At 71.7% G+C, this 22854-nt stretch carries 19 protein-coding genes; 11 read left to right on the forward strand and 8 right to left on the reverse strand.

The genetic code is table 11. The annotated features are described in order from the left end of the window. Window positions 1-69: 69 nt before the first annotated feature. From AB0D74_RS02705 to AB0D74_RS02740, 8 genes are all read left to right on the forward strand, one after another. Window positions 70-825, forward strand: coding sequence for an enoyl-CoA hydratase/isomerase family protein (locus tag AB0D74_RS02705; protein ID WP_362579652.1), 756 nt, complete (start codon window positions 70-72; stop codon window positions 823-825). Window positions 826-1082: 257 nt separating this feature from the next. After that, the gene (locus AB0D74_RS02710) at window positions 1083-1952 is read left to right on the forward strand and encodes a hypothetical protein (protein WP_362579655.1); all 870 of its coding nucleotides are present in this window, start codon (window positions 1083-1085) and stop codon (window positions 1950-1952) included. Window positions 1953-2308: 356 nt separating this feature from the next. Further along, complete coding sequence (locus AB0D74_RS02715; protein WP_362579658.1) at window positions 2309-2443, forward strand: hypothetical protein; 135 nt, start codon at window positions 2309-2311, stop codon at window positions 2441-2443. A gap of 96 nt (window positions 2444-2539) precedes the next feature. Next, complete coding sequence (locus tag AB0D74_RS02720; protein ID WP_362580161.1) at window positions 2540-3199, forward strand: hypothetical protein; 660 nt, start codon at window positions 2540-2542, stop codon at window positions 3197-3199. Window positions 3200-3266: 67 nt separating this feature from the next. Further along, window positions 3267-3767: a MarR family transcriptional regulator gene (locus tag AB0D74_RS02725; protein ID WP_362579661.1), complete on the forward strand. Its 501-nt coding sequence runs from the start codon at window positions 3267-3269 to the stop codon at window positions 3765-3767. Next, the gene (locus AB0D74_RS02730; protein WP_362579665.1) at window positions 3758-5014 is read left to right on the forward strand and encodes an MFS transporter; all 1257 of its coding nucleotides are present in this window, start codon (window positions 3758-3760) and stop codon (window positions 5012-5014) included. Before AB0D74_RS02725 ends, AB0D74_RS02730 begins: the two co-directional genes overlap by 10 nt. Before the next feature lie 231 nt (window positions 5015-5245). After that, window positions 5246-7624 (forward strand): Tex family protein, encoded by a 2379-nt coding sequence (locus AB0D74_RS02735; protein WP_362579668.1) that lies wholly within the window; start codon window positions 5246-5248, stop codon window positions 7622-7624. A gap of 142 nt (window positions 7625-7766) precedes the next feature. After that, the gene (locus AB0D74_RS02740) at window positions 7767-8357 is read left to right on the forward strand and encodes a DinB family protein (RefSeq protein ID WP_362579671.1); all 591 of its coding nucleotides are present in this window, start codon (window positions 7767-7769) and stop codon (window positions 8355-8357) included. Between the two features lie 25 nt (window positions 8358-8382). On the opposite strand, the gene AB0D74_RS02745 is transcribed toward AB0D74_RS02740, so the two are convergent. The 4 genes from AB0D74_RS02745 to AB0D74_RS02760 all read right to left on the reverse strand — a co-directional run bounded on the left by AB0D74_RS02745 (window position 8383) and on the right by AB0D74_RS02760 (window position 14370). Then, window positions 8383-10899, reverse strand: coding sequence for a lysylphosphatidylglycerol synthase transmembrane domain-containing protein (locus AB0D74_RS02745; RefSeq protein ID WP_362579674.1), 2517 nt, complete (start codon window positions 10897-10899; stop codon window positions 8383-8385). 152 nt (window positions 10900-11051) lie between these two features. Then, window positions 11052-11528: a DUF1003 domain-containing protein gene (locus AB0D74_RS02750; protein ID WP_362579677.1), complete on the reverse strand. Its 477-nt coding sequence runs from the start codon at window positions 11526-11528 to the stop codon at window positions 11052-11054. A 119-nt stretch (window positions 11529-11647) separates the two neighbouring features. Then, complete coding sequence (locus tag AB0D74_RS02755; protein ID WP_362579681.1) at window positions 11648-13288, reverse strand: ABC-F family ATP-binding cassette domain-containing protein; 1641 nt, start codon at window positions 13286-13288, stop codon at window positions 11648-11650. Window positions 13289-13347: 59 nt separating this feature from the next. Then, window positions 13348-14370: an oxidoreductase gene (locus AB0D74_RS02760; RefSeq protein ID WP_362579683.1), complete on the reverse strand. Its 1023-nt coding sequence runs from the start codon at window positions 14368-14370 to the stop codon at window positions 13348-13350. A 65-nt stretch (window positions 14371-14435) separates the two neighbouring features. Here AB0D74_RS02760 and AB0D74_RS02765 point away from each other — a divergent pair, with 65 nt between their 5' ends. After that, window positions 14436-15380 carry an FAD-dependent oxidoreductase gene (locus tag AB0D74_RS02765; protein WP_362579686.1) on the forward strand — a complete coding sequence of 315 codons (945 nt, stop codon included), beginning with the start codon at window positions 14436-14438 and terminating at the stop codon, window positions 15378-15380. Window positions 15381-15384: 4 nt separating this feature from the next. On the opposite strand, the gene AB0D74_RS02770 is transcribed toward AB0D74_RS02765, so the two are convergent. Further along, window positions 15385-17337, reverse strand: coding sequence for a Xaa-Pro dipeptidyl-peptidase (locus AB0D74_RS02770; protein WP_362579689.1), 1953 nt, complete (start codon window positions 17335-17337; stop codon window positions 15385-15387). A gap of 223 nt (window positions 17338-17560) precedes the next feature. Between AB0D74_RS02770 and AB0D74_RS02775 the strand changes: the two genes are divergently transcribed. Beyond that, the gene (locus AB0D74_RS02775; protein ID WP_362579692.1) at window positions 17561-19030 is read left to right on the forward strand and encodes a M1 family metallopeptidase; all 1470 of its coding nucleotides are present in this window, start codon (window positions 17561-17563) and stop codon (window positions 19028-19030) included. Window positions 19031-19102: 72 nt separating this feature from the next. Here AB0D74_RS02775 and AB0D74_RS02780 read toward each other — a convergent pair whose 3' ends face one another. Further along, window positions 19103-19603, reverse strand: coding sequence for a macro domain-containing protein (locus AB0D74_RS02780; RefSeq protein WP_362579695.1), 501 nt, complete (start codon window positions 19601-19603; stop codon window positions 19103-19105). A 42-nt stretch (window positions 19604-19645) separates the two neighbouring features. Beyond that, entirely contained in the window at window positions 19646-21112 is a 1467-nt protein-coding gene (locus AB0D74_RS02785) for an amino acid permease (RefSeq protein WP_362579698.1), read from the reverse strand. A gap of 253 nt (window positions 21113-21365) precedes the next feature. Here AB0D74_RS02785 and AB0D74_RS02790 point away from each other — a divergent pair, with 253 nt between their 5' ends. Then, entirely contained in the window at window positions 21366-22118 is a 753-nt protein-coding gene (locus tag AB0D74_RS02790; RefSeq protein WP_362579701.1) for a MerR family transcriptional regulator, read from the forward strand. Here AB0D74_RS02790 and AB0D74_RS02795 read toward each other — a convergent pair. Then, window positions 22095-22820, reverse strand: a complete 726-nt coding sequence (locus AB0D74_RS02795) for an SDR family oxidoreductase (protein WP_362579704.1) — start codon at window positions 22818-22820, stop codon at window positions 22095-22097. The two genes, AB0D74_RS02790 and AB0D74_RS02795, sit on opposite strands and share 24 nt — an antisense overlap. Between the last annotated feature and the right edge of the window lie 34 nt (window positions 22821-22854).

Genomic DNA, 22854 nt, shown 5'->3' on the forward strand with positions numbered 1-22854 from the left:
AGAACTTTCCGAGGCATGCCACGGCAGCCGCCCGGGGCACGGCGGACCGACGCCTATAGCATCCCGCCCATGGAGCCCCGCCTCACCCACCGGGTCGAAGAAGCCGTTGCCACGGTCGTCATTGGCAACGCTGCCAAACGCAACGCGATGACCGCGGAGATGTGGCGTGCCCTCCCGCCCCTCCTCGACATCCTGGCGGCCGACCCCGCGGTGCGGGTTCTCGTGCTCACCGGCGAGGGCGGCACCTTCTGCGCCGGCGCCGACATCTCCACCCTCCGCGGCTCCCCGGCCGAGGCGCAGTCCCTGGCCGTCGCCGCCGAGGAGGCCCTCGCCGCGTTCCCCAAGCCGACCCTCGCGGCGGTCCGCGGCCACTGCGTCGGCGGCGGCTCGCAGCTCGCCGCCGCCTGCGACCTGCGGTTCGCCGAGGAGGGTGCGCTGTTCGGGGTGACACCGGCGAAGCTCGGCATCGTCTACCCGGCCGGCTCCACCCGTCGCCTGGTGTCCCTCGTCGGCCCGGCCACCACCAAGTACCTGCTCTTCTCCGGCGAGTTGATCGACGCGGAACGGGCGCTGCGCACCGGTCTGGTCGACGAGGTGCCGGCGGAGGGCGGACTCGACAAGCGGGTGGCCGAGTTCACCCGGATCCTGGCCGCCCGCTCGCAGCTGACGCAGGCCGCCACGAAGGAGTTCGCGAACGGCCGCACGGACCGGGACGCGCACTGGGCGGAGCAGGCAGGCGGCAGCGGCGACACCGCCGAGGGCGTCGCCGCGTTCCTGGAGCGCCGCCAGCCGCGGTTCACGTGGGCGGTTCCGCCCCGGGGATGAACCGGCGCACCGAGCGAAACAGGCCGAGGACCTCGGCGGACGCCTTCCGCGCGGGGTGCGGCACCGCGGCGAAGGTCTTCGCCGCGGTCAGGGCGGGCTGCCCGTGGTCGGTACGGACGGGGCCGGCCTCCTCGGCGACGAGGACGGCCTCGGAATCCGCCGACCGTTCCTGCCATGCCGGACGTCGTACAGGATCTCCAGGATCTCCATGGGTCGGACACTGGAAGTACGTACCAACCAGTCAGTAGCGTGCGTCCATGACAACCGCCGCCCTGGAGCCGCGCGCCGGCCGCCGCTGCCAGACCCTGCTCAACTCCCTGCACGCGACCCACTTCTTCAGCCCCGAGCTGGCCGAGGAACTGGCCGCGCTCGGGGTCACCCATCCCCGGGCCGTCAACTTCGCGGTGCGGGCAGCTGCGTTGGGGCCGGTCGGGGCCGGCACGGTGACGGCGACGTTCTACAACTACAAGTACGAGCTGGTGGCCCGGCATGTGCCGGCCGTCTGGGAGACCGCGTCCCCGAAGGACGTCCTCGCCGCACGCACGCGTGCCGTCGACGCGTCGATGCGGCGGCTGCTCGGCGCGGACGCGGTGGTCTCCGACCGGATGGCCGAGGCCGCGCGGCTCGCGCTCCGCGCCACCGAGGCCTGCTCGCGCTCCGGCCGCCCGCTGTACGCCGCCCACGCGGATCTGCCGGTGCCCCAGGAGCCCCACCTCGCCTACTGGTACGCGAGCACGCTGCTGCGCGAGCACCGCGGCGACGGGCACCTCGCGGCGCTGCTGGCGGCCGGTCTCGACGGTCTGGAGGCGGTGGTGACGCACACGGCGACCGGCAAGGGCATGGCCCCGAAGTGGGTGTTCGCCACGCGCGGCTGGAACCAGGACGACTGGGACGCGGCGGTACGGCGGCTGCGGGAGCGCGGCCTGCTCGACGCGGCGGGCGAACTGACCGAGGCGGGGGTGGCCCTGCGGGCACACATCGAGACGGAGACGGACCGCCTGGACCGGGCACCGTACGAGCACCTCGGCGCCGACGGCGTATCCCGGCTGACCGAACTGGCCACGGACTTCACACACACGGCGGTGGCCGCGGGGGCGTTCCCCGCAGACCTCATCGGCAAAAGCTGACGCCCCCCCGAGGGCGGAGCACGGCCCGCGGCGCGAGGCCCGTCCGGCACCGCCGGACGGCACCATCCGGGCTGAGCGCCGTCGCGGCGGATCGTGGGAAGGGGACGGCTCGCCGGAGACAGGCGACCGGAACGGGGCCGTCCCTCCACCCGAGGCGGTTCGGCACCGCCGGACGGCGCCGTCCGGACTGAGCACCGTTGCGGCGGGTCGTGGGGAGTGGGCGGGTCGTTGGAAGCGGGCGGCTCGTCGGGGGGCGTGGTAGTTGTCAGCGTTTGGGTCGTCTAGTTGTCACCACTTCGGGTTTTCCGTCCAGGTGTCACCGACTTCGGTCGTCAGGGTCGGCATAGGGAGGCGGGTTGTTCGGGTACGACGGCGAGGTCCCCGCGGCTTCTGCTGATGCACTGTGGTCGTACCTGTGCTCGTGGGCCGACCTGCTGGCGCCGGTCGATGTCTCCGGCGGCCGGGCCGGGCTGGACCTGACGCCGGGGTGAGAGTCGCGGTGGTCGGTGACGTGGCGAACCGCCAGCGAAGAGCTGACGCGGTCGGTCGAGGAGTTGGTCCGGTACGGGTAGCGTGAGTTCGTGCCGATGCGCGTGTTCACGTGGCGGCGGGAGCAAGGTCGTCGTCCCGGGCTGCCGTTTGTTCAGAGCACGGGGCGGCTGCACGGGGCGGAGAGCATGGAGAAGGCCCGGTTCCTGCTCGCTCTGGACTTCGCCGGTGAGGTGACGGATGTTGTTTCGCAGCCGTTCAGGATGCGCTTCGGCGGAGCCGTCAGGGAACGACCACACACCCCGGACTACCCGGTACGCACGCGGACCGGCGATTGGTTGATCGACGTACGCCCGACTGAGCTGATCTTCGACAGGGATCGGCAGCCGGCTCACGAAATCCGAGCGGATCGAGGTCGCCCGGGAACGCGAGCAGGCCCGCGCCGCCGCAGCCGAGCGCCCTCACGTCCCCCGTCGTTCCAGCAGCGCATCGCCCGCAGGACGAGGACAGGCCACGCCGGCGCCGTGAAGCCGCAGTCAGCAATCAAACGGCGACGCCGGCATCCGACCTGGAAAGCCTTCAGCCACGACGGACGTGGCCACCACGCAGGTCAGCAACTCCTCGACCTTCTACAGAAATACGCAGAGGACCTTGCGCACCAGATCGATGACCCGGGAACGACAGCCGGAACCAGTTCCGGACATCTCGGACTTGCGGTGAATTCCTGGGCGTCAACCCTGCCGGAGGTCGTCGGCTGACCGTTGCCCCAGGCGCTGACGCAATAAAATCAACAGCACTTATATAAGTGCTGTTACGATGCGGCGCATGGGTGACAGCCATGCAATCGATCCGACGCAGCAGAGTCTCTGGCGGCCCCTGCGCCTGCTGCAGTCGTCCATGGACGCCGACATCGCCCGGATCTATTCCGAGCACCAGATCGAGGGGCTCAAGCCCAGCTTCGTCATGGAGTTGCTCCGGCTCCACGCCCGCGGCCCCATGACCATCGCGGAACTGGCCGAGTCGGTTCAGCGCACACATTCGGCACTCAGCCAGAAGGTCGCCGCGATGCGCAAGGCCGGCTGGGTCCAGACCGTCGTGGGTGACGACGCACGCACCAGGAAGGTGACACTCACCAAGAAAGCCAGCCGCATCGTGGATCGCCTGGCGGCTGAATGGCGGGCCACCGAGGCTGCCGTCGCTGACCTGGAGTCGGAGATTCCCTACCCGCTCTCCCAGGTCGTCACCGATATCGAGCGGGCTCTGGAGCGCAAGAGTTTCCACGACCGGATCGCCGAGAAGCTTGCGGAGGATCCCGCATGGGGTTGAAGCGCACGCTGATCGACGTGACTCCGTTACGGTCGTCACCACCGTTCCGACGGCTGTGGATCGGCCAGACCCTGTCCGGTTTCGGCGGCCAGATGACGCTCGTCGCCGTCATGTTCCAGGTCTGGCAGATGACGAAGAGCCCCACGTGGACGGGTGCCGTCGGGCTGGCCCAGGCGATTCCCCTCGTCGTGCTCGGACTGTTCGCCGGATCGCTCGTCGATCGAGTGGACCGCCGGAAGTTCTACCTGCTCACGACCAGCGGGCAAGCCGTGTGTTCGCTCCTCCTCGCATTCCAGGCGTTCCTCGGGCACGTTCCTGCCGCCGACGTGCTGGGGCTCGTCGCGCTCCAGTCCTGCTTCGGCGCAGGCGGCGGCCCGGCCTCGCGCACCTTCGTCCCGCTACTTCTGCCCAAGCACCAACTGGCTGCAGGGCTGGCGCTGAGACGCATCGCCTTCCAGGGCGCCATGCTGCTCGGCCCCGCGCTCGCCGGATTGATCGTGGGCGGGCTGGGAGTCGGCGCCTGCTACCTGATCGACGCCTTGACGTTCGTCGCCGCGTTCTACGGTGCCTTCGGCTTGCCGCAGACGAACCCGGGAGACGAACCCGCACGGCCCGGCCTGCGGGGGGTCCTGGACGGCCTGGCCTTCCTGGGCCGCACTCCCGTCATTCGCGGGGCCCTGCTCACCGACCTGGCCACCACCGTGCTGTCGATGCCCATCAGCCTGTTCCCCTTGATCAACGCCGAACGATTCGGCGGCAACCCACGAACCCTAGGACTGTTCCTCACGGCCATCGCCGTCGGCGGCGTCACAGCGTCACTCTTCTCGGGAACCTTCACCCGCCTCCCCCGCCCCGGCCTGGTCATGCTCGGCGGTTCCGCCACCTGGGGCGCAGCGTTGACGCTGTTCGGCCTGTCAGCCAATCCGTGGATCGGCTTGGCTTTCCTCGTCACAGCCGGCGCCGCCGACACCGTCTCCGTCGTCTCCCGGAGCACTGTCGTCCAGATGCACACGCCGCACGAACTCCTCGGCCGAGTCAGTGCCGCTGAACAGATCGTCGGGCAAGCCGGACCCGACATCGGCAACATGCGCGCAGGCCTCGTGGCGGACGCCACCTCGGGAGCGGCAGCCCTCATCAGCGGTGGCCTGCTATGCCTCGGCGCCGTCGCCGTGGTGGGTGCCACCACGGCAGACCTGCGCCGTTCTTCTGCACCGCCCCGTCCACGCACAGCCGCAGCCAGCCCATGATCCCTGCTCCGAGGCGCGCATTCACTGGTTCCAGCTTCGTGACCAGGTTCCAACTATCGTGTCATGACTGAATCGACCACCAAATCCAGGCCAGTGACAGGTGTCGCGCCCAAGTGACAACTATCTCGCCCAGTCACAGTCCGTGTCGCGGAACGGTGCCCTGGGGCCCGGTTGTCGGTGTCACCTGCCACAATTGCGGCGCAACCTCAGTGGAGAAGGCGGTACGGGATCGTGACGACACCCGGGTCCCTGGTTCCAGGGTCCATCGAAGGCAGGATCGCCGAGGAGCTCGGCGTACGGGAGCGGCAGGTCAAGGCTGCCGTGGAGCTGCTCGACGGCGGTTCGACGGTGCCCTTCATCGCCCGCTACCGCAAGGAAGCGACCGAGATGCTCGACGACGCGCAGCTGCGCACGCTCGAGGAGCGGCTGCGCTACCTGCGGGAGCTGGAGGAGCGACGGACGGCGATCCTGGAGTCGGTGCGGGAGCAGGGCAAGCTCACCCCCGAGCTGGAGGCGCAGATCCGGGGCGCGGAGACGAAGGCGCGGCTGGAGGACATCTACCTGCCGTACAAGCCGAAGCGGCGGACCAAAGCGCAGATCGCGCGGGAGGCCGGCCTGGAGCCGCTGGCCGAGGGGCTGCTCGGGGATCCGGGGGTGGAGCCGCTGGCGGCAGCCGCCGCGTTCGTGGACGCCGACAAGGGGGTCGCCGATCCGCAGGCCGCCCTGGACGGTGCCCGCGCGATCCTCACCGAGCGTTTCTCGGAGGATGCCGACCTCATCGGTGAGCTGCGCGAGCGCATGTGGGTGCGCGGCCGGCTCGCCGCGAAGGTGCGGGACGGCAAGGAGGAGGCGGGCGCCAAGTTCGCCGACTACTTCGAGTTCGCCGAGCCCTTCACCGCGCTGCCCTCGCACCGCATCCTGGCCATGCTGCGCGGCGAGAAGGAGGAGGTCCTCGACCTCGTCCTGGAGCCGGAGGAGGCGACGGAGGGCCCGTCCTCGTTCGAGGGCATCGTCGCCCACAAGTTCGGGATCACCGACCGGGGCCGGCCGGCCGACAAGTGGCTGTCGGACACGGTCCGCTGGGCCTGGCGCACCCGGATCCTCGTCCACCTCGGCATCGACCTGCGGCTGCGGCTGCGCACGGCCGCCGAGGACGAGGCGGTCGACGTCTTCGCGGCGAACCTGCGCGACCTGCTGCTCGCCGCCCCGGCCGGCACCCGCGCGACGCTGGGCCTGGACCCCGGCTTCCGGACCGGCGTGAAGGTCGCCGTCGTCGACGCGACCGGCAAGGTGGTCGCCACCGACGTCATCTACCCGCACGTCCCGGCCAACAAGTGGGACGAGGCGATCGCCAAGCTGGCCCGCCTCGCCAAGGAGCACGCGGTCGACCTGGTCGCGATCGGCAACGGCACGGCGTCCCGGGAGACCGACAAGCTCGCCGGTGAGCTGATCACGAAGCATCCGGAGCTGAAGCTCACCAAGGTGATGGTCTCCGAGGCCGGCGCGTCCGTGTACTCGGCCTCTGCCTTCGCCTCGCAGGAGCTGCCCGACATGGACGTGTCGCTGCGCGGCGCCGTCTCCATCGCCCGCCGGCTCCAGGACCCGCTGGCCGAGCTGGTGAAGATCGACCCCAAGTCGATCGGTGTCGGCCAGTACCAGCACGACCTGTCCGAGGTGAAGCTGTCGCGCTCGCTGGACGCGGTGGTCGAGGACTGTGTGAACGGCGTCGGGGTCGACGTCAACACCGCCTCCGCGCCATTGCTCGCCCGGGTCTCCGGCATCACCTCCGGGCTCGCCGAGAACATCGTGGCCCACCGGGACGCCAACGGCCCGTTCACCTCCCGCGGCCAGCTGAAGAACGTGGCCCGGCTCGGCCCGAAGGCGTACGAGCAGTGCGCGGGCTTCCTGCGCATCCGCGGCGGCGACGACCCGCTGGACGGGTCCAGCGTCCACCCGGAGGCGTACCCCGTCGTCCGGCGGATGGTGAAGACGTCGGGCCAGGAGGTGGCCGCGCTCATCGGCAACACGGGGGCGCTGCGCTCGCTGCGGCCGACGGACTTCGTGGACGAGACGTTCGGTCTGCCGACCGTCACCGACATCCTCAAGGAGCTGGAGAAGCCGGGGCGCGACCCGCGGCCGGCCTTCAAGACGGCCACCTTCAAGGAGGGCGTCGAGAAGATCGCCGACCTGTCCCCGGGGATGGTCCTGGAGGGGGTCGTCACGAACGTGGCGGCGTTCGGCGCGTTCATCGACGTCGGTGTCCACCAGGACGGTCTGGCGCATGTCTCCGCGCTGTCCAAGACGTTCGTCAAGGACCCGCGGGACGTGGTGAAGCCGGGTGACATCGTCAAGGTGAAGGTGCTCGACGTGGACATCCCGCGCAAGCGGATCTCGCTGACGCTGCGGCTGGACGACGAGGCGGAGGCCTCCGGCGGTGAGCGCCGACCGCAGCGGGGTGGCGGTGGGCGTCCGCCTCAGCAGCGGCAGCAGCAGCGCCAGGGCGGGGGCGGGGGTTCCCGTCAGGGGGCTGCGCCGGCTCCGGCCAACAGTGCGATGGCTGACGCGTTGCGCCGGGCGGGTCTGCTGAATCCGAAGAACGGGAAGCGCTGACCGTACCGTCCGGGGGCGTGGGGAGCCGCGGGTCCGTCGTGGCCGGTCGCGCAGTTCCCCGCACCCCTGACGGGCGCATCGCCCCCCCCTGGCCCCTACATAATCGGGTGGCCGAAGATCCTTGGGTCCGGAGACTGGGCCCATGACGACATCCGATTTCAAGGCCGATCTCCACACCTACCTCCAGGACGCCCGCGACGTGCTGCTGTGGAAGCTGGAGGGGCTCGGCGAGTACGACATACGACGGCCGCTGACTCCCACGGGTACGAATCTGCTGGGGCTGGTCAAGCATCTCGCCGGTGCCGAGGCGTGGTACCTCGGGGCGACCTTCGGGCGGCCCTTCGACGGGACCGCCCTGTGGATCACCGGGGACGCGGAGCCCAACGCGGATCTGTGGGCGCGTGCCGACGAAACGCGTGAGGAGACGGTCGGCCTGTACCGGCAGGCCTGCGCCCACGCGGACGAGACGATCGGCACGCTGCCCCTGGACGCGGTCGGGCAGCTGCCCGTCGACCCGCCGAAGGAGATCACCCTGCATCGTGTCCTCACCCACATGGTCGCCGAGACGCAACGGCACGCCGGGCATGCCGACATCGTGCGGGAGCTCGTCGACGGGGCGACGGGGCAGCGGGCGGACGGCGCGAACATGGCGCCCGGCGACGCGGCGGACCGGGCCGGGCACCGGGACCGGGTGGAGCGGGCGGCGGCGGAGGCCGGGCGGGGTGGTCGGTGAGCGGGGGCGAGGGGCAGCGGCCCCGTTACACGTATCCGCGGCGCTGCACGAACCCCAACGCGGCGGCGCCCAGCGGGACGTTGAGCCAGAACGTGAGCAGGCGGTAGACGAGGACCGCCGAGGTGGCGGGGCCCGCCGGTACGCCGAGGGCGGTCAGGCCCGCGATGAGGCCTGCTTCGAGGGCGCCGAGGCCGCCGGGGACCGGGGCCGCGTTGGCGAGCAGGCGGGCCGCCATGAACGCGGCGCCGAGCTGGACGAAGGGGAGGCTGCCGCCGAGCGCGTGGAGGCTGAGGGCAAGCCCGACGATCTGGACGAGGGGCAGGCCGAGCATGCCGACGATCCCCAGGGTCAGCTTGGCGGGGTCGGCGGCGATCCCGGTGAGCGTCGTGCCCGCCGCGCGCAGGAACGGCCACACCTTCTCGCGCAGGAAGCGGCGGCCGGGCGGGGTCAGGCCGAGCAGCCCTCCCGCGGCCAGCACGAGGACGATCGCGGGCAGGGCGTACCTGCCGACGGGCAGGTCCAGGTGGACGCCGCCGTGGTGCTGCCCGGCCGCGGCGAAGAACACGGTGGCGACCACCACGTTGGAGACCGCGCCGGCCAGGCTCTGCAGTCCGACGGAGGCCGTCGCCGCGCCGGTCTCGACCCCCGTCTTCTGGAGGTAACGCAGGTTCAGCGCCATGCCGCCGACGTTGCCCGGGGTGATCCGGTTCAGGAAGGAGCTGGCGAACTGCACCTGGTAGGTGGCCCGGAAGGGCAGCCGGCCGGGGATGGTGCCCAGTTGCAGGCAGGTCGAGAAGCCCTGTGAGACGAAGGTGACGGGGACGACCGCGAGCAGCCACCACCAGTCGGCGTCGCGCAGCGCGCGGAGGGCGGCCGGGGCGTTGGCGAGCTGCGGCAGCACGAGATGCAGGACGAGGAACGCGCCGGCCAGGCCCAGGACGCTCTTCCAGGTGAACCGGGCGAGCGGGGCCGTTTTGACGGCAGGCGCGGCGCAGACACGGCGTACTTCCGCGGCCAGGTCGTGCACGAGGTTCGGCCGGCCGCCGGGGCGCAGGGTGCGGCGCCTGGCGCCCGCCGTGGCCTCCCGGGCGCGGGCCTGGTCGTAGCGGGCCACCTCGCGGCGGGCGGGGCCCAGCAGGGCGAGCGGTTGCAGGAAGGGCAGGGCGGTCGCGAGGCGTTCGGGGCCGAGGCCGGCCAGGGCGCAGGCGGTGGCGCGGGCCGGGCCGACCCGTACGGCGGTGGTGGCGAGCAGTTCGGCGAGGTCGCTGCCCAGCGTCTCGGGCGGGGCGTTGAGCTGGGCCCGCGCGAACGCGGTGAGCCGGATGGCGCCGTCCGGTGTGACGAGGATGTGCTCGGGGCGCAACGCCCGGTGTGCGAGGCGGTGTTCGTGGATGCGGGCCACGGCCGCCCAGGCCGCGCCGAGCAGGGCGTCGGTCAGCTCCTCGGCGGGGAGCGCGGACAGCGGGCGGGCGCCGTGCCCGACCGTCACCAGGACCGCGCCGCCCCCGGTCACCGGGTAGGCGATGACGGGGTCGGCGACCCGGGCGCCGGTGCGGGCGGCGAAGACCAGCATGAGCAGTTCGTGTTCGGCGGCGCCGAGCGGCGTCTGCTCGCCGGGATCGGCCGGGTGGCGGAGCAGGACGCGCCGGGCGAGCCGGTGGAACAGGTCGCGGCCCCGGTCCTCGGCGGCGAGGGCGCGTACCGTCAGCTGTGTTCCCTCGGCGGTCTCGGCGTCGTAGAGGACGCCCTCGCCGGGGAGTTGGCGGTCGGGCGGCAGTTCGCGGAGGGCGGCGAGGGGGATGCCGCAGGCGACGAGGGCGTCGGCGACGGCCTGGGCCGGCGGGCGGTCGGGCGGGCCGCCGGCCATGAGGAGGACGGCCGATCCCGCGGCGCCGCCGACGACGAGGGCGCCGAGCGCGTTCAGCGGGACGAGCGAGGCGGCCAGCGCGCCGAGCACCGCGCAGCCGGCGGTCAGGGCCCACAGCACCCGCCGCCACGGCCGGGCCAGCCAGGGGCCCGCGGCGACCACCGCGCCCGCGCAGGCCGCCAGGTACACCGCCGACGGCCAGCCCGCGTGCACCAGTCCGCCGCGGCCGACGAGGACCTCCGGCCACAGCTCGGGTCTGCTGTCGGCCAGTGCGAGACGGGTGAGCGTCCAGCCGACGGCCGCGCCCAGGGCAGCGGCGGGCAGCACCCTCGACACCGCGTCGAACCGGCGCCGTACGACGAGGGCGACCAGGGCGGCCAGCGGGGCGAGCACGGCGACCGCCTGCACCGTGCCGACGAGCGCGTCGCGCAGGGCGGGTGGCAGTGCGGTGGCCGCGGTCAGCAGGCCCTGCTGCGCCCTGCGGGCGAAGTCCCGGGTGGCGACCGCCACCAGCACCGTCAGCGCGAGGGCGGCCAGGGAGACCAGCAGCCGCAGCAGGTCGGCGGCGCGGCGCACGTCCCGGGGCGGCGGGGCGTCGACGACGGGCGCCGCCCCGTCCGCGGCGGCTTCGCCCACGAGGTCGGCGGAGAGCAGCATGCCGTGCCGGTCGGTCATGTGCCGCCTCCGGCGAGGCTGCGAGGACGGCCCATGCGCGCGCTCCTTCGGGCACAGGTCCGGCTCGCCCGGACGCCGGTCCATGGTTCCACGCGGCAGGAGTTGCGCGCCTGCGTCGAATGACTGCCGGGCAGTCGCGGTCGGCCGGCGGATCAGCTCTGCTTCGGAGGCTGGGGGGTGCCGTTCATCCGGGCGCGGTTCTCCGCGAGCAGTTCCTGGACGCGCCGCTCGACCTCCACGGGGTCGATGCCGAGGGCGCGGCCCATGTGGATGGACCACACCTCCGAGCGGACGTTGGTCTCGAAGTCCAGGTCGGCGCGGACGTTCTCGCGGGCGGCCTGGCGGTTCTGGCTCACCATCACGAAGGTGGACAGGAAGATCGCCTCCAAGCTGACGATCATGGTGAGCAGGCCGAAGGGGAACGGGTCCCAGATCGCGCCCTTGCCGAACACGCCCTCGTTGCAGACGATCCAGACCGCGAACCACAGGGCGTGCAGGTAGACGAAGGTCATGGTGCCGGAGAAGGCGGTGATCGCGTCGGCGATGCGGTCCTGGGTGCCGCGCAGTTGGGCGAGGACGTCCTGTTCGTTCGCGATCCGAAGGGCCGGGCGCTTCGACGATGTGCTCATGGCCACTCTCCTGGCAAGTACGGGGTTGCCGGGCCGAGTTGTCGGTCGGCTGCGGGTGCGTTGTGGTTGATCGCGCAGTTCCCCGCGCCCCTGACGGGGCGCCTGCAGTCGGGGAGCTTCTAGCGTTCGGTCACTTTCCCTGCGGCCACTTCCAACCGGCGGGTCACGTGGACCGCGTCCAGCATGCGGCGGTCGTGGGTGACCAGGAGGAGGGTGCCCTGGTAGGTGTCGAGGGCCGACTCCAGTTGCTCGATCGCGGGGAGGTCGAGGTGGTTCGTCGGCTCGTCCAGGATCAGGAGGTTGACGCCCCGGCCCTGGAGGAGGGCGAGGGCGGCGCGGGTGCGTTCGCCCGGCGAGAGGGTGGTCGCGGACCGGAGGACGTGGTCCTGCTTGAGGCCGAACTTGGCCAGCAGGGTGCGGACTTCGACCGGTTCGGTGTCCGGAACGGCCGCGCCGAAGGCGTCCAGCAGGGATTCCGTGCCGTGGAAGAGCTTGCGGGCCTGGTCGACCTCGCCGACCACCACGCCCGGTCCGAGGGCGGCGTGCCCGGCGTCCAGCTCCACCCGGCCCAGCAGCGCGGCGAGCAGCGTCGACTTGCCCGCACCGTTGGCGCCGGTCACCGCGACCCGGTCCGCCCAGTCGATCTGGAGGGAGACCGGTCCGAAGGTGAAGTCGCCGCGCCGTACCTCCGCGTCCCGCAGGGTGGCGACGACGGCACCGGAGCGCGGGGCCGCCGCGATCTCCATGCGCAGTTCCCACTCCTTGCGGGGCTCCTCGACGACCTCCAGGCGCTCGATCATGCGCTGGGTCTGGCGGGCCTTGGCGGCCTGCTTCTCGCTGGCCTCGCTGCGGAACTTGCGGCCGATCTTGTCGTTGTCGTTGGAGGCCTTGCGCCGGGCGTTCTTAACGCCCTTGTCCATCCAGCCGCGCTGCATCTGGGCACGGTCCTGGAGGGCGGACTTCTTGTCGGCGTACTCGTCGTAGTCCTCGCGGGCGTGCCGGCGGGCCGTCTCGCGCTCCTCCAGGTAGGCGTCGTAGCCGCCGCCGTAGAGGTTGATCTGGTTCTGGGCCAGGTCGAGTTCGAGGACCTTGGTGACCGTGCGGGTGAGGAACTCGCGGTCGTGGCTGACGACGACGGTGCCGGCGCGCAGGCCGGTCACGAACCGTTCGAGGCGTTCCAGGCCGTCCAGGTCGAGGTCGTTGGTGGGCTCGTCGAGGAGGAAGACGTCGTAGCGGGAGAGGAGGAGGGAGGCGAGGCCGGCGCGGGCGGCCTGGCCGCCGGAGAGGGCCGTCATCGGCTGGTCGAGGTCGACGGCCAGGCCGAGGGAGTCGGCGATGTCGTCGGCGCGCTCCTCCAGGTCGGCGCCGCCCAGGTCGAGCCACCGCTCCAGGCTCACGGCGTAGGCGTCGTCGGCGCCCGGTGCGCCGTCGACCAGGGCCTGGGTCGCCTCGTCCATCACGCGCTGTGCCTCGGCGACCCCGGTGCGCCGGGCCAGGAAGGCGCGGACGGTCTCGCCCGGCCGGCGCTCCGGCTCCTGGGGCAGGTGGCCGACGGCCGCGGTCGGCGGGGAGAGGCGCAGTTCGCCCTGTTCGGGGGCGATGAGCCCGGCGAGCAGCCGGAGCAGGGTGGACTTGCCCGCGCCGTTGGCACCGACCAGACCGATCACGTCTCCGGGCGCGACGACGAGGTCGAGCCCGGAGAAGAGCGAGCGGTCGCCGTGCCCGGCGGCGAGGTTCTTGGCGACGAGGGTGGCAGTCATCAGAACGCCGATCCTAATGGGCCGGGCAGCCCGTGCTCAGCCGCCCTGTTCTCCCCCGGTCAGCGCTCGGGCGCCGCCACCAGCACGCTCCCGGAGGTGCGGGCCACGACGAAGGCGCCTCCCTTGGCCGCCCTGCCGTCCAGCGGGATGCGGTGGCGGCCGGGTTCCAGGACGCCGTCGAAGTGTTCGTGGGCGCGGGGGCGGGAGAGGCGGTCGAGGCGGTACGACGTGAGCCGCACCCGGCAGGGCGCGGTGACCTCGATGCCGGCGGTGCCGTCGGCGGCGACCAGGCGGGCCAGCCGGCGTTGCGGGAGCGGGCTGCGGTCGAGGGCGTGCTCGATCTGGGCGACGAGGAGCGGGACGATCGGGGCGAGTCCGTCGACGTGGACGACGGCCACGTCCGCGCGCTCGAAGGCCTGGCGTACGGCGGTCCGCTCGGCCTCGCCGACCGCGGGGCCGAAGACGACGGCCGCGTAGCCGCGGAGCTCCTCGGCGGGGACGCCGTCGGCGTCGCGGGTGATGTCGGCGCCGATACCGATGGCGCGCAGGGCGGCGGCCAGCTTGGCCAGGAGGGCGACGCGGGCACCGATCAGCAGCACCCGGCGGCCGGGCGGCGGGCCGGAGTCCGCCAGGAGCGCGCCGAGGGCCTCGCGGTACTCGGGGCCGTGGAAGCGGAATGGGCCGATGCCGTGGTAGCCGTTGAGCTCCAGGTCGGCGTGTTCGGAGGTCTGCCAGGCGAAGTCCCGCCAGATGTAGTCGTCGCCGTCGTGCTCGATGACCGCGGTGACCGCGCCGCAGGCCAGGTCCTCGCATTCGGGGCAGCCGTAGACGACGTAGCGGCCGTCGGGCAGCGGGGCCTCGGATTCCAGTAAGAGGCTGCGGACCTGGGCGGTGAAGATCGCGGGCGGGACGTCGGAGGCGAGTGGGGAGACGGCGTCCAGGTCGGAGAGCTGGAACAGCAGCGGGTGACCGTCGACGACGAAGTCCACGAAGTCCCGGTGGAGCTGGTAGCCGCCGTCGGCGAGGACACCGCCGGCGCGCATCGCCGGGGCCAGGCCGAAGGTCGCGTATGCGGCAGACATGCTGTGAGTATCCCCAGAGCGGGACGATCTGAGCGCGGCATGACATATTCCGCTAACGTCGCGGTGTGCAGCCTGAGCTGAGTGACGAAGTGATCGTGGTCGGCGGCGGGGTCGTCGGGCTCACCACGGCGGTGGTGCTGGCGGAGAGCGGGCGACGGGTGCGGGTGTGGGCCCGGGAGACCGGCGGCCGTACGACCTCGGCGGTCGCCGGCGCGCTGTGGTGGCCGTACCGCATCGAGCCGGAGGCACTGGCCGGGGAATGGGCGCTCGCCTCCCTTGTCGTGTACGCGGAGTTGGCGGCGCGGCCCGAGGAGACGGGCGTACGCCTGGTCGAGGGCGTACACGGCGGCCTGCGGCTGGACGGGCTGGGTGCGTGGGCGGCCGAGGTGCCGGGGCTGGCCGAGACCGGTGAAGGTCTCGCGGCCCGGCTGCCGTTGATCGACATGCCGGTCCACCTGGCGTGGCTGCGGGCGCGGTTGGAGCGGGCGGGCGGGACGGTCGAGGAGCGGGCGGTGGAGGCGCTGGGCGAGGTGCCCGCGCCGGTCGTGGTCAACTGCACGGGGCTCGGGGCCCGTTCGCTGGTCCCGGATCCGGCGGTGCGTCCGGTGCGCGGGCAGCTGGTCGTGGTGGAGAACCCCGGGATCACCACCTGGTACACGTCCGACGAGGTGGCGGGGGGCGCGTCCGCCTACTTCTTCCCGCAGCCCGGCGGGCTGCTGCTCGGGGGTACGGCGGAGGAGGACGCCTGGTCGCTGGAGCCGGATCCGGAGGTCGCGGCCGGGATCGTGGCGCGCTGTGCGGCGGTCCGGCCGGAGATCGCCGGGGCGCGGGTGCTGGCGCACCGGGTGGGGCTGCGGCCGTACCGGTCGGCGGTCCGGCTGGAGCACGGACTGCGGCCGGACGGCGGGGTGCTGGTCCACAACTACGGGCACGGCGGGGCCGGGGTCACGGTCGCCTGGGGCTGTGCACGGGAGGCGGCCGGGCTGGTGGATGCCGGCCCGGCCGCCTGAGCGGTCAGTTCGCGGGGACGCGCTGGACGGTGCGCGGGGCGCGGACCCCGTGCAGGGCGTTCTTCCCGGGTGCGGTCCACCGGCCGGCGGTCGCGCGGGTGAACGCGGCCGGGCCGCCGACCAGCGGGACCCTGGCCGTCGTACGGGACAGGTCCACGGTGAGCGTCGGGGTGGTGGACGGCGGATCGATGAGGTCCTTGTCCGTGCCCGCGACGATCAGCGCCAGGCGGTGGCCCTTGGGTACGACGTGGTCGGTGGCCGCCAGGTCGAGCGTGATCGTGTAGGCCTTGCCGGGGGTGAGCGGGACGCCCTTGCCGGGGTCGGCGTAGGTGCCCAGGTCGGCCCAGCCACGGCTGAAGACGGTGTAGTCGACGGCCTTGGTCTTGGCCGCGGTCTTCAGGAAGCAGGCGCTGTCACCGGCGGTGCTCTCGCCCCAGCAGGTGCGGTCGGTGAGGGTGGTGATGCCCTCGGCGCCGTCGGCGTAGTCCCGGATGGTGTCCGGGCCGAGGTCGACCAGGACGGCGGTCAGGTGGGCCGTCGAGGTGGTCGGGGTGGCGGTGACGGTCACCTTCGAGGAGCCGGACAGCCGCAGGTCCCGGGTGAGGGGCGCGGTGAGGAAGCCGGCCTTGTCCTGGGTCGGGGTGGCGAGCTGTGCGGCCCAGTCGGTCTCGCTCTGCTGCGGGTCGTCGGTGAACGTCTCGGTGCCGGAGCCCTGGTGCAGGCCGAGGGTGCCGACGCCGGCCTGGGTGCCTGCGGCCGGACGCAGGGTGGTGGTCCGCGTGCCGCTCGGCGGCCAGACCGGCGACGTCACCCACTGGTCGGGGTGGCGCTCGATGTCGGCCATCGGCTCGCGGTCGATTCCGTTGTCGTAGCCGAGGAGTTCGTGGTCGAACCAGCGGTGCAGGGTGTCCACCCAGGCGCCGCGCCGGTAGTCGAAGGGGTCGACGTGCCCGGTCTGGGAGAGCCAGATCTTGCGCTCGACGCCGTTCCTGGCGAGGGCGTCCCACCACTGGCCGAAGTGCTTGGTGCGGACGTTGAGGTCCTGCATGCCGTGCACCAGGAACACGCTGGCCTTCACCTTGGCGGCGTCCTTGACGTAGTCGCGCTCGGTCCACAGGCCGGTCCAGTCGCCGGTGCGCGGGGCGCCGTCGACGAGTTTCTGCTGGACGGCACCGCACTTGGCGTAGGCGTCGTCGCTCTCGACGGCGCCGGCCAGCCAGTCGGGCCCTGAGTCGTAGAGCGGGGCGCCCTGGGCGAAGTAGTAGTCGTACCAGGAGGAGATGGCGCTGATCGGGACGATCGTCTTCAGGCCCTTGACGCCGGTGGCGGCCACGCCGTTGGCGATGGTGCCGTCCCAGCTCTTGCCGATCATGCCGGTCTTCCCGTTGGTCCAGCCCGCCTTGACCGTGGTGGTGCCGGTACGGCTGCTGTACGCCTTCGCCCGGCCGTTCAGCCAGTCGACGACGGCCTTCGCGGACTGGATGTCGGACCGGCCGCCGACGTCGACGCAGCCGTCGGAGCGGTTGGTGCCGGCCAGGTCGACGCCGACGAAGGCGTAGCCGCGGGGCACGAAGTAGTTGTCGTAGAAGAGCGGCATCTGGACGACGTTCCCGTTGGCGTCGTACGTCTTCAGCTGGCTCTCGTTGCCGCGACCGCAGCAGGAGTAGTAGGGGCTGGCGTCCATGATGACCGGCACCTTGCGGCCCTGCGCGGCGGGTTCGGCGGGCCGGACGATGTCGGCGGCGACCCGGTCGGTCTTCCCGTCGCCGTCCGAGTCGAGGCCGGTGTCCACCCAGACGGCCTCGCGGATGGCGTTCGCGTACGAGTAGACGGGCCGGCTCTCGCGCGGGGCGCCGGAAGCCTGGGCCGCGGCCGGGGTGAGGAAGGCGGCGATCAGGGCGGCGACGGCCGCGACGGCGAGCGGTCGCCAGATCGTGAAGCGCGTGCGTTTCGGCATGCGGCGGACGCTACCCCGGTCAACTCCTGTGCAGAAGGGGGCATCTGGGGGACCGTCAGGACTGATTGCGGCCGAATGGCGATCGTGTGACAGCAGGTGCCATGGACAGGCGAGGTGACACAGGGACTGAATAGGCTCCGAACAGTTTCGTGCTCCATCGACTTGGCGCGTCCCGCCCCGGTGTGGCGGGTGCGTCTCGGCCCCCTACCGACCTGGAGTTCTCGTGCACCGCAGAATCCTCGCGCCGGGCGCCCTCGCGGCGGCCTCCCTGCTGCTGGCGATCCCGGCATCGGCCGCGAGCTACAGCCCCGGCGCGCCGGGCATCGGCGACCCCTACTACCCGTACTACGGCAACGGCGGTTACGACGTCTCCCACTACGACCTGCGGCTGCAGTACCAGCCGGCCACCGACGAGCTGGCCGGTACGGCGACGATCCTGGCGCGCACCACGCAGGACCTGTCCAGCTTCGACCTGGACTTCCTGCTGGACGTCAGCGAGGTGCGGGTCAACGGGGTGAAGGCGGACTTCGCCACGTCCGGTCAGCACGAACTGGTCGTCACCCCCAGGTCGCCACTGGCGAAGGGCACGCAGGTCACCGTCGTCGTCCGCTACACCGGGGTGCCGTCGACCAAGAGCGCGTACGGCTTCGACACCTGGCACCGCACGCCGGACGGGGCGGTCGCGGCGGACGAGCCCGAGGCCGCGTGGTGGTGGTACCCGAGCAACGACCACCCGCTGGACAAGGCGACCTACGACGTGTCGGTGGCCGTCCCCGACGGCACCCAGGTCATCTCCAACGGCCTGCTCCAGTCGACCAGTTCGCAGCGCGGCTGGACCCGGTACAACTGGCGGCAGAACAAGCCGCAGGCGACCTACCTGACCACCCTGGCGGTCGGGAAGTTCGACATCACGACGAGCACCTCCGAGGGCGGGGTCCCCGTCGTCAACGCCTACAGCAAGGACCTCGGCGACAACGACGGGGCGGCCCGGGCGAGCGTGGAGCGCACCGGGGAGCTGGTCGACTGGCTCTCCGGCTACTTCGGGCCGTATCCCTTCGGCTCGGCCGGCGGGTACGTGCCGAACACCACCACCGGGTACGCGCTGGAGACGCAGACCCGCGTGTACTACAGCCCGAAGCAGTTCGCGAACGGCTCCAACACGTCGGTGGTCGTGCACGAGCTGGCGCACCAGTGGTACGGCGACGACGTCTCCCTCAAGGGCTGGAAGGACATCTGGCTCAACGAGGGGTTCGCGCGCTACGCCCAGTGGCTGTGGTCGGAGCACGAGGGCGAGGGCACGACGCAGGAACTGGCCGACTACGTGTACGCGTCGCATCCGGCCGACGACGCGTTCTGGACGGTGAAGCCGGGGGATCCCGGTCCCGACGACCAGTTCGACATCGCTGTCTACGACCGGGGGGCGCTGGCCGTGCAGGCGCTGCGGAACGCGGTCGGGGACGACGCGTTCTTCGCGATCCTGAAGGGGTGGCCGAAGGAGCACGCGTACGGGAACGCGTCCGTGGCCGACTTCGAGTCGTATGCGGAGAAGGTGTCGGGGAAGTCGCTGGGGTCGCTGTTCGACGCGTGGCTGTTCGAGCCGACGAAGCCGGTTTCGCCTTCGGCGAAGGCCGTGGGGGCAATTGCGCAACCGAAGTCATGGAAGCAGATCGAGGCTACGAACTACGTGCACTGAGCAGGTGCCGGGTGCGGTGCGTGGGGGGCTGCGGGCCGGTTGTGGCTGGTCGCGCAGTTCCCCGCGCCCCTTTCAGGGGCGCTGCACGGAGGCGTCTTCCCCGTGGTCGTAGATCGTGACCGCGATACCTCGCGCCACCAACCGTTCGTTTATCAGCGGCTCGATCCGGGACCATTTTCCGCCTGCCAGGCCGCAGCCTATGCGGGGCATGTGGACGGAGGCGCCGCGCTCGATCGCCTCGTCGGCGAGCTTGGCCAGCGCCGTGTCGATCGCCTCGTAGCGGACCGGGACGCCCTTGCTGCCGGTCCGCGTCCCCCGTTGGCCGATCATGTTGGCCACCCAGATGTACCGGTCTACGCGGACCAGTTGGAGCGCGCCCAGGCCGAAGTCGTTCGCGGCTCGGTCGCGGTGCCAGGCGCGGTATGCCTTCTCGGGCTCGGGCCAGCGGCGGGAGAGGGCCAGGACGAAGCCCTTTCCCCAGCCTCCCAGGTCGTTGCAGACGTGGGCGATGACCTTGACGCCCTTGCCCGACGGTGTGGTGGCGTCGCCCCGGATGTATGTGATCTCCCCCATGACGCCACCCTAGGCGCCACCACTGACAACGGCGCCGGCCTGCTACTTCGTGAGCCGGGTCAGCTCGTTGTCCGTCGTGCGGGAGACGCGGCGGCGGACGCCGAACCAGCCGGCCACCAGCAGGGCGGCGATCACCGGGATCAGGAGGAGGGTCTTTCGGCCGACCTCGGGGTCGTTCCACATCATGCCGAGGCAGACCAGCAGGAAGACGATCGTGGCGATCTCGGTCGCCGGGCTGAAGCGGAGGCGGAAGGCGGGGCGGTCGACCAGGCCGGCCTTCGCGCGGCGGACGAAGATCAGGTGGCAGAGCATGATGATCACCCAGGTGCTGATGATGCCGAGGGAGGCGACGTTCAGGACGATCTCGAAGGCCTGGGCGGGCATGAGGTAGTTGAGGCCGACGCCGAGCACGCAGACCGCGCAGGTCAGCAGGATGCCGCCGTAGGGCACCTGGCTGCGGTTCATGCGGGCGGTGAACTTCGGGGCCGAGCCGGCCATCGCCATGGAACGCAGGATGCGGCCCGTGGAGTAGAGGCCGGAGTTGAGCGAGGACATCGCGGCGGTGAGGACGACCAGGTTCATCACGTCACCGGCGCCCGAGACGCCGATCTTGGAGAGGACGGTGACGAAGGGGCTCTCGTCGGCCGAGTAGACCGAGCCGGGCAGGAGCAGGGCCAGGAGGACGACCGAGCCGACGTAGAAGATGCCGACGCGCCACATGATCGAGTTCACCGCGCGCGGGACGACCTTCTCGGGCTCGGCGGTCTCGCCGGCCGCGACGCCGACCAGTTCCAGGGCCGCGTACGCGAAGATCACACCCTGCATGACGAGGACGACCGGCATCAGGCCGTGCGGGAGGACACCGCCGTGGTCGGTGATCATGCTCGGGCCCGGGGTGTGGCCGTCGACCTTGTGCTGGGTGGCGAGCAGGAAGATGCCGATCAGCATGAAGCCGACCAGGGTCGCGACCTTGATGATCGCGAACCAGAACTCCATCTCGCCGAAGATCTTCACGGAGATCAGGTTGACCGCCAGGACGACGGCGAGGGCGATCAGTGCGAGCGTCCACTGGGGAATGCTCGTGAACATGCTCCAGTAGTGGGTGTAGAGCGCGATCGCGGTGATGTCGGCGATGCCGGTGGTCGACCAGTTCAGGAAGTACATCCAGCCGGCGACGTACGCGCCCTTCTCGCCGAGGAACTCGCGCGCGTACGACACGAAGGAACCGGAGGAGGGGCGGTAGAGGACCAGCTCGCCGAGGGCGCGGACCACGAAGAAGGCGAAGATCCCGCAGACCAGGTAGGCCAGGGCGAGGGCCGGGCCCGCGTTGTGCAGACGGCCGCCGGCGCCCAGGAAGAGGCCGGTGCCGATCGCGCCGCCGATGGCGATCATGTTGACGTGGCGGGCCTTGAGGTCCTTGCTGTAGCCGGCGTCGCCCGCGTCCGCGGGCGCCTGGGCCGCGTCGGTCCGGGTGGCGGCCTGTGCCGTGTCCACGGCGTCCTTGCTCACAGGTGGTTCCACTCTCTGGTGCGCCCGAGCGGGTCGCGCTCGGGTGTCCGGACGTAGTCGGTCGGCGCGCTCGGTGGTGGGCACAGACCGAGGGGCCACCTTCCCCCGCCCCTCAGGGCGTATGCGATGGCACAGATCACAGAGCGGAAATTCTCACAAGGTCACGATCTTGGCCTGAAGATGAACATCGGACGAACACATCTCGGTCATCTTCCGGTGTCACAGCGCTGGTGTAACAGCGATACTGCTGCACATGACGACCGACACCGACGGCGACTCCGGGGACCCGCCGCTCACGATCGACGAGCTGGCCGCCCGGGCCGGCACCACGGTCCGCACGGTCCGCTTCTACGGCACCAAGGGGCTGCTCCCGCCGCCGGTGATCGGTCCGCGCCGGGTGGGCCACTACGGGCGGGACCACCTGGCCCGGCTGGCGCTGATCGAGGAGTTGCAGCACCAGGGCATGACGCTGGCGGCGATCGAGCGCTACGTGCGGCGGCTGCCGCCCGGCCTGAGCCACCACGACCTGGCCGTCCACCGGGCCGTGGTGGCCTCCTGGGCGCCCGACGCCGAGGAGACGGTGACGGCGCAGGAGCTGCGGCGCCGGGCCGGACGTCCGCTGGACGAGGAGGACGTGGAGCGGCTCGTCGCCATGGATGTCGTACGGCCCGAAGGCGACGGCTACCGTATCGACCCCGGTCTGCTCCGGCTCGCCGTACAGCTCCTCGACGTACCGCTGTCCGAGAAGGCGATCCTGGCCGCGCGCACGGTGCTGACCGAGCACTCGCGGGCCGCCGCCCAGGAGCTGTCGCGGCTGTTCAGGGCCGAGGTGGCGGAGCGCACCGAGGCGGACGTGAAGTCCCTGTCCGCGCACATGCAGCCCCTGATCGTGCAGGCACTGCTGACGACCTTCCAGCGGTCGCTGAGGGCGGAGGTCCACCAGTGGCTGCCGGAATCGGCGGGATCAGCGGGATCAGCAGGATCAGAGGAAGGCCGACCCTCCTGACACGTTGAGCGTCTGCCCGGTCAGGAAGCCGCTGCCCTCGTCGACCACGTAGAGGAGCGTCGAGACCAGGTCGGACGTCTCCTGGGTGCGCGGCACGACCTGCTGGGAGCGGACGAGCTCGAAGCCGCCGTCCGCACCGACCGTCCGCTCGGCGGTCGCGGTGCGCACCATGCTGGGCGCGATCGCGTTGACCGTGATGCCGTACGGGCCGAGCGCCGCGGCCAGCGCGCGCGTGAAGCCGATCAGGCCGGTCTTCGAGGCGACGTAGGGGACCATGTCGGGCGGCGCGGTGAACACGGCCGCCGAGGCGATGTTGACGACGCGGCCCCACCCGGCCGCCTTCAGATGCGGCAGCGCGGCCTGCGTCACCAGGAACGGCGCCTCCAGGTTGACCCGCATGATCCGCCGCCACTCCTCGGCGGTGGTCTCCTCGAAGGGCCGCGCCGGGTAGACGCCGGCGTTGTTGACGACCACGTGCAGGGTGCCGAACGCGTCGGTCACGCGCCCCAGCGCCGCCCGTACCTGCGCCTCGTCGGTGACGTCGGCGACCAGCTCCAGATAGTCCAGGGCCTTCCCGGCGGTCTCGGTCTGCGGGGCGAGGTCGAGGCCGGCCACCCGGTAGCCGCGCCCGGCGAGCGCGACGGCGAACTCCTGCCCGAGCCCCTGTGCCGCTCCGGTCACCAGCGCGGTCCGCGTCTGCATGCGGCGAGTGTGACGACCCTCCGGCGGCCGGGCA

This window comes from Streptomyces sp. NPDC048278, from assembly GCF_040652195.1.
GTDB lineage: Bacteria > Actinomycetota > Actinomycetes > Streptomycetales > Streptomycetaceae > Streptomyces.

Bases quoted from the DNA above. Each gene is read 5' to 3' on its own strand.
- AB0D74_RS02770 (WP_362579689.1), bottom strand. From the start codon at position 17,337: ATGCCGAAACGCACGCGCTTCACGATCTGGCGACCGCTCGCCGTCGCG.
- AB0D74_RS02795 (WP_362579704.1), bottom strand. From the start codon at position 22,820: ATGCAGACGCGGACCGCGCTGGTGACCGGAGCGGCACAGGGGCTCGGG.
- AB0D74_RS02710 (WP_362579655.1), top strand. From the start codon at position 1,083: ATGACAACCGCCGCCCTGGAGCCGCGCGCCGGCCGCCGCTGCCAGACC.
- AB0D74_RS02730 (WP_362579665.1), top strand. From the start codon at position 3,758: ATGGGGTTGAAGCGCACGCTGATCGACGTGACTCCGTTACGGTCGTCA.
- AB0D74_RS02790 (WP_362579701.1), top strand. From the start codon at position 21,366: ATGACGACCGACACCGACGGCGACTCCGGGGACCCGCCGCTCACGATC.
- AB0D74_RS02705 (WP_362579652.1), top strand. From the start codon at position 70: ATGGAGCCCCGCCTCACCCACCGGGTCGAAGAAGCCGTTGCCACGGTC.
- AB0D74_RS02760 (WP_362579683.1), bottom strand. From the start codon at position 14,370: ATGTCTGCCGCATACGCGACCTTCGGCCTGGCCCCGGCGATGCGCGCC.
- AB0D74_RS02755 (WP_362579681.1), bottom strand. From the start codon at position 13,288: ATGACTGCCACCCTCGTCGCCAAGAACCTCGCCGCCGGGCACGGCGAC.
- AB0D74_RS02750 (WP_362579677.1), bottom strand. From the start codon at position 11,528: ATGAGCACATCGTCGAAGCGCCCGGCCCTTCGGATCGCGAACGAACAG.
- AB0D74_RS02740 (WP_362579671.1), top strand. From the start codon at position 7,767: ATGACGACATCCGATTTCAAGGCCGATCTCCACACCTACCTCCAGGAC.
- AB0D74_RS02745 (WP_362579674.1), bottom strand. From the start codon at position 10,899: ATGACCGACCGGCACGGCATGCTGCTCTCCGCCGACCTCGTGGGCGAA.
- AB0D74_RS02780 (WP_362579695.1), bottom strand. From the start codon at position 19,603: ATGGGGGAGATCACATACATCCGGGGCGACGCCACCACACCGTCGGGC.
- AB0D74_RS02725 (WP_362579661.1), top strand. From the start codon at position 3,267: ATGGGTGACAGCCATGCAATCGATCCGACGCAGCAGAGTCTCTGGCGG.
- AB0D74_RS02720 (WP_362580161.1), top strand. From the start codon at position 2,540: ATGCGCGTGTTCACGTGGCGGCGGGAGCAAGGTCGTCGTCCCGGGCTG.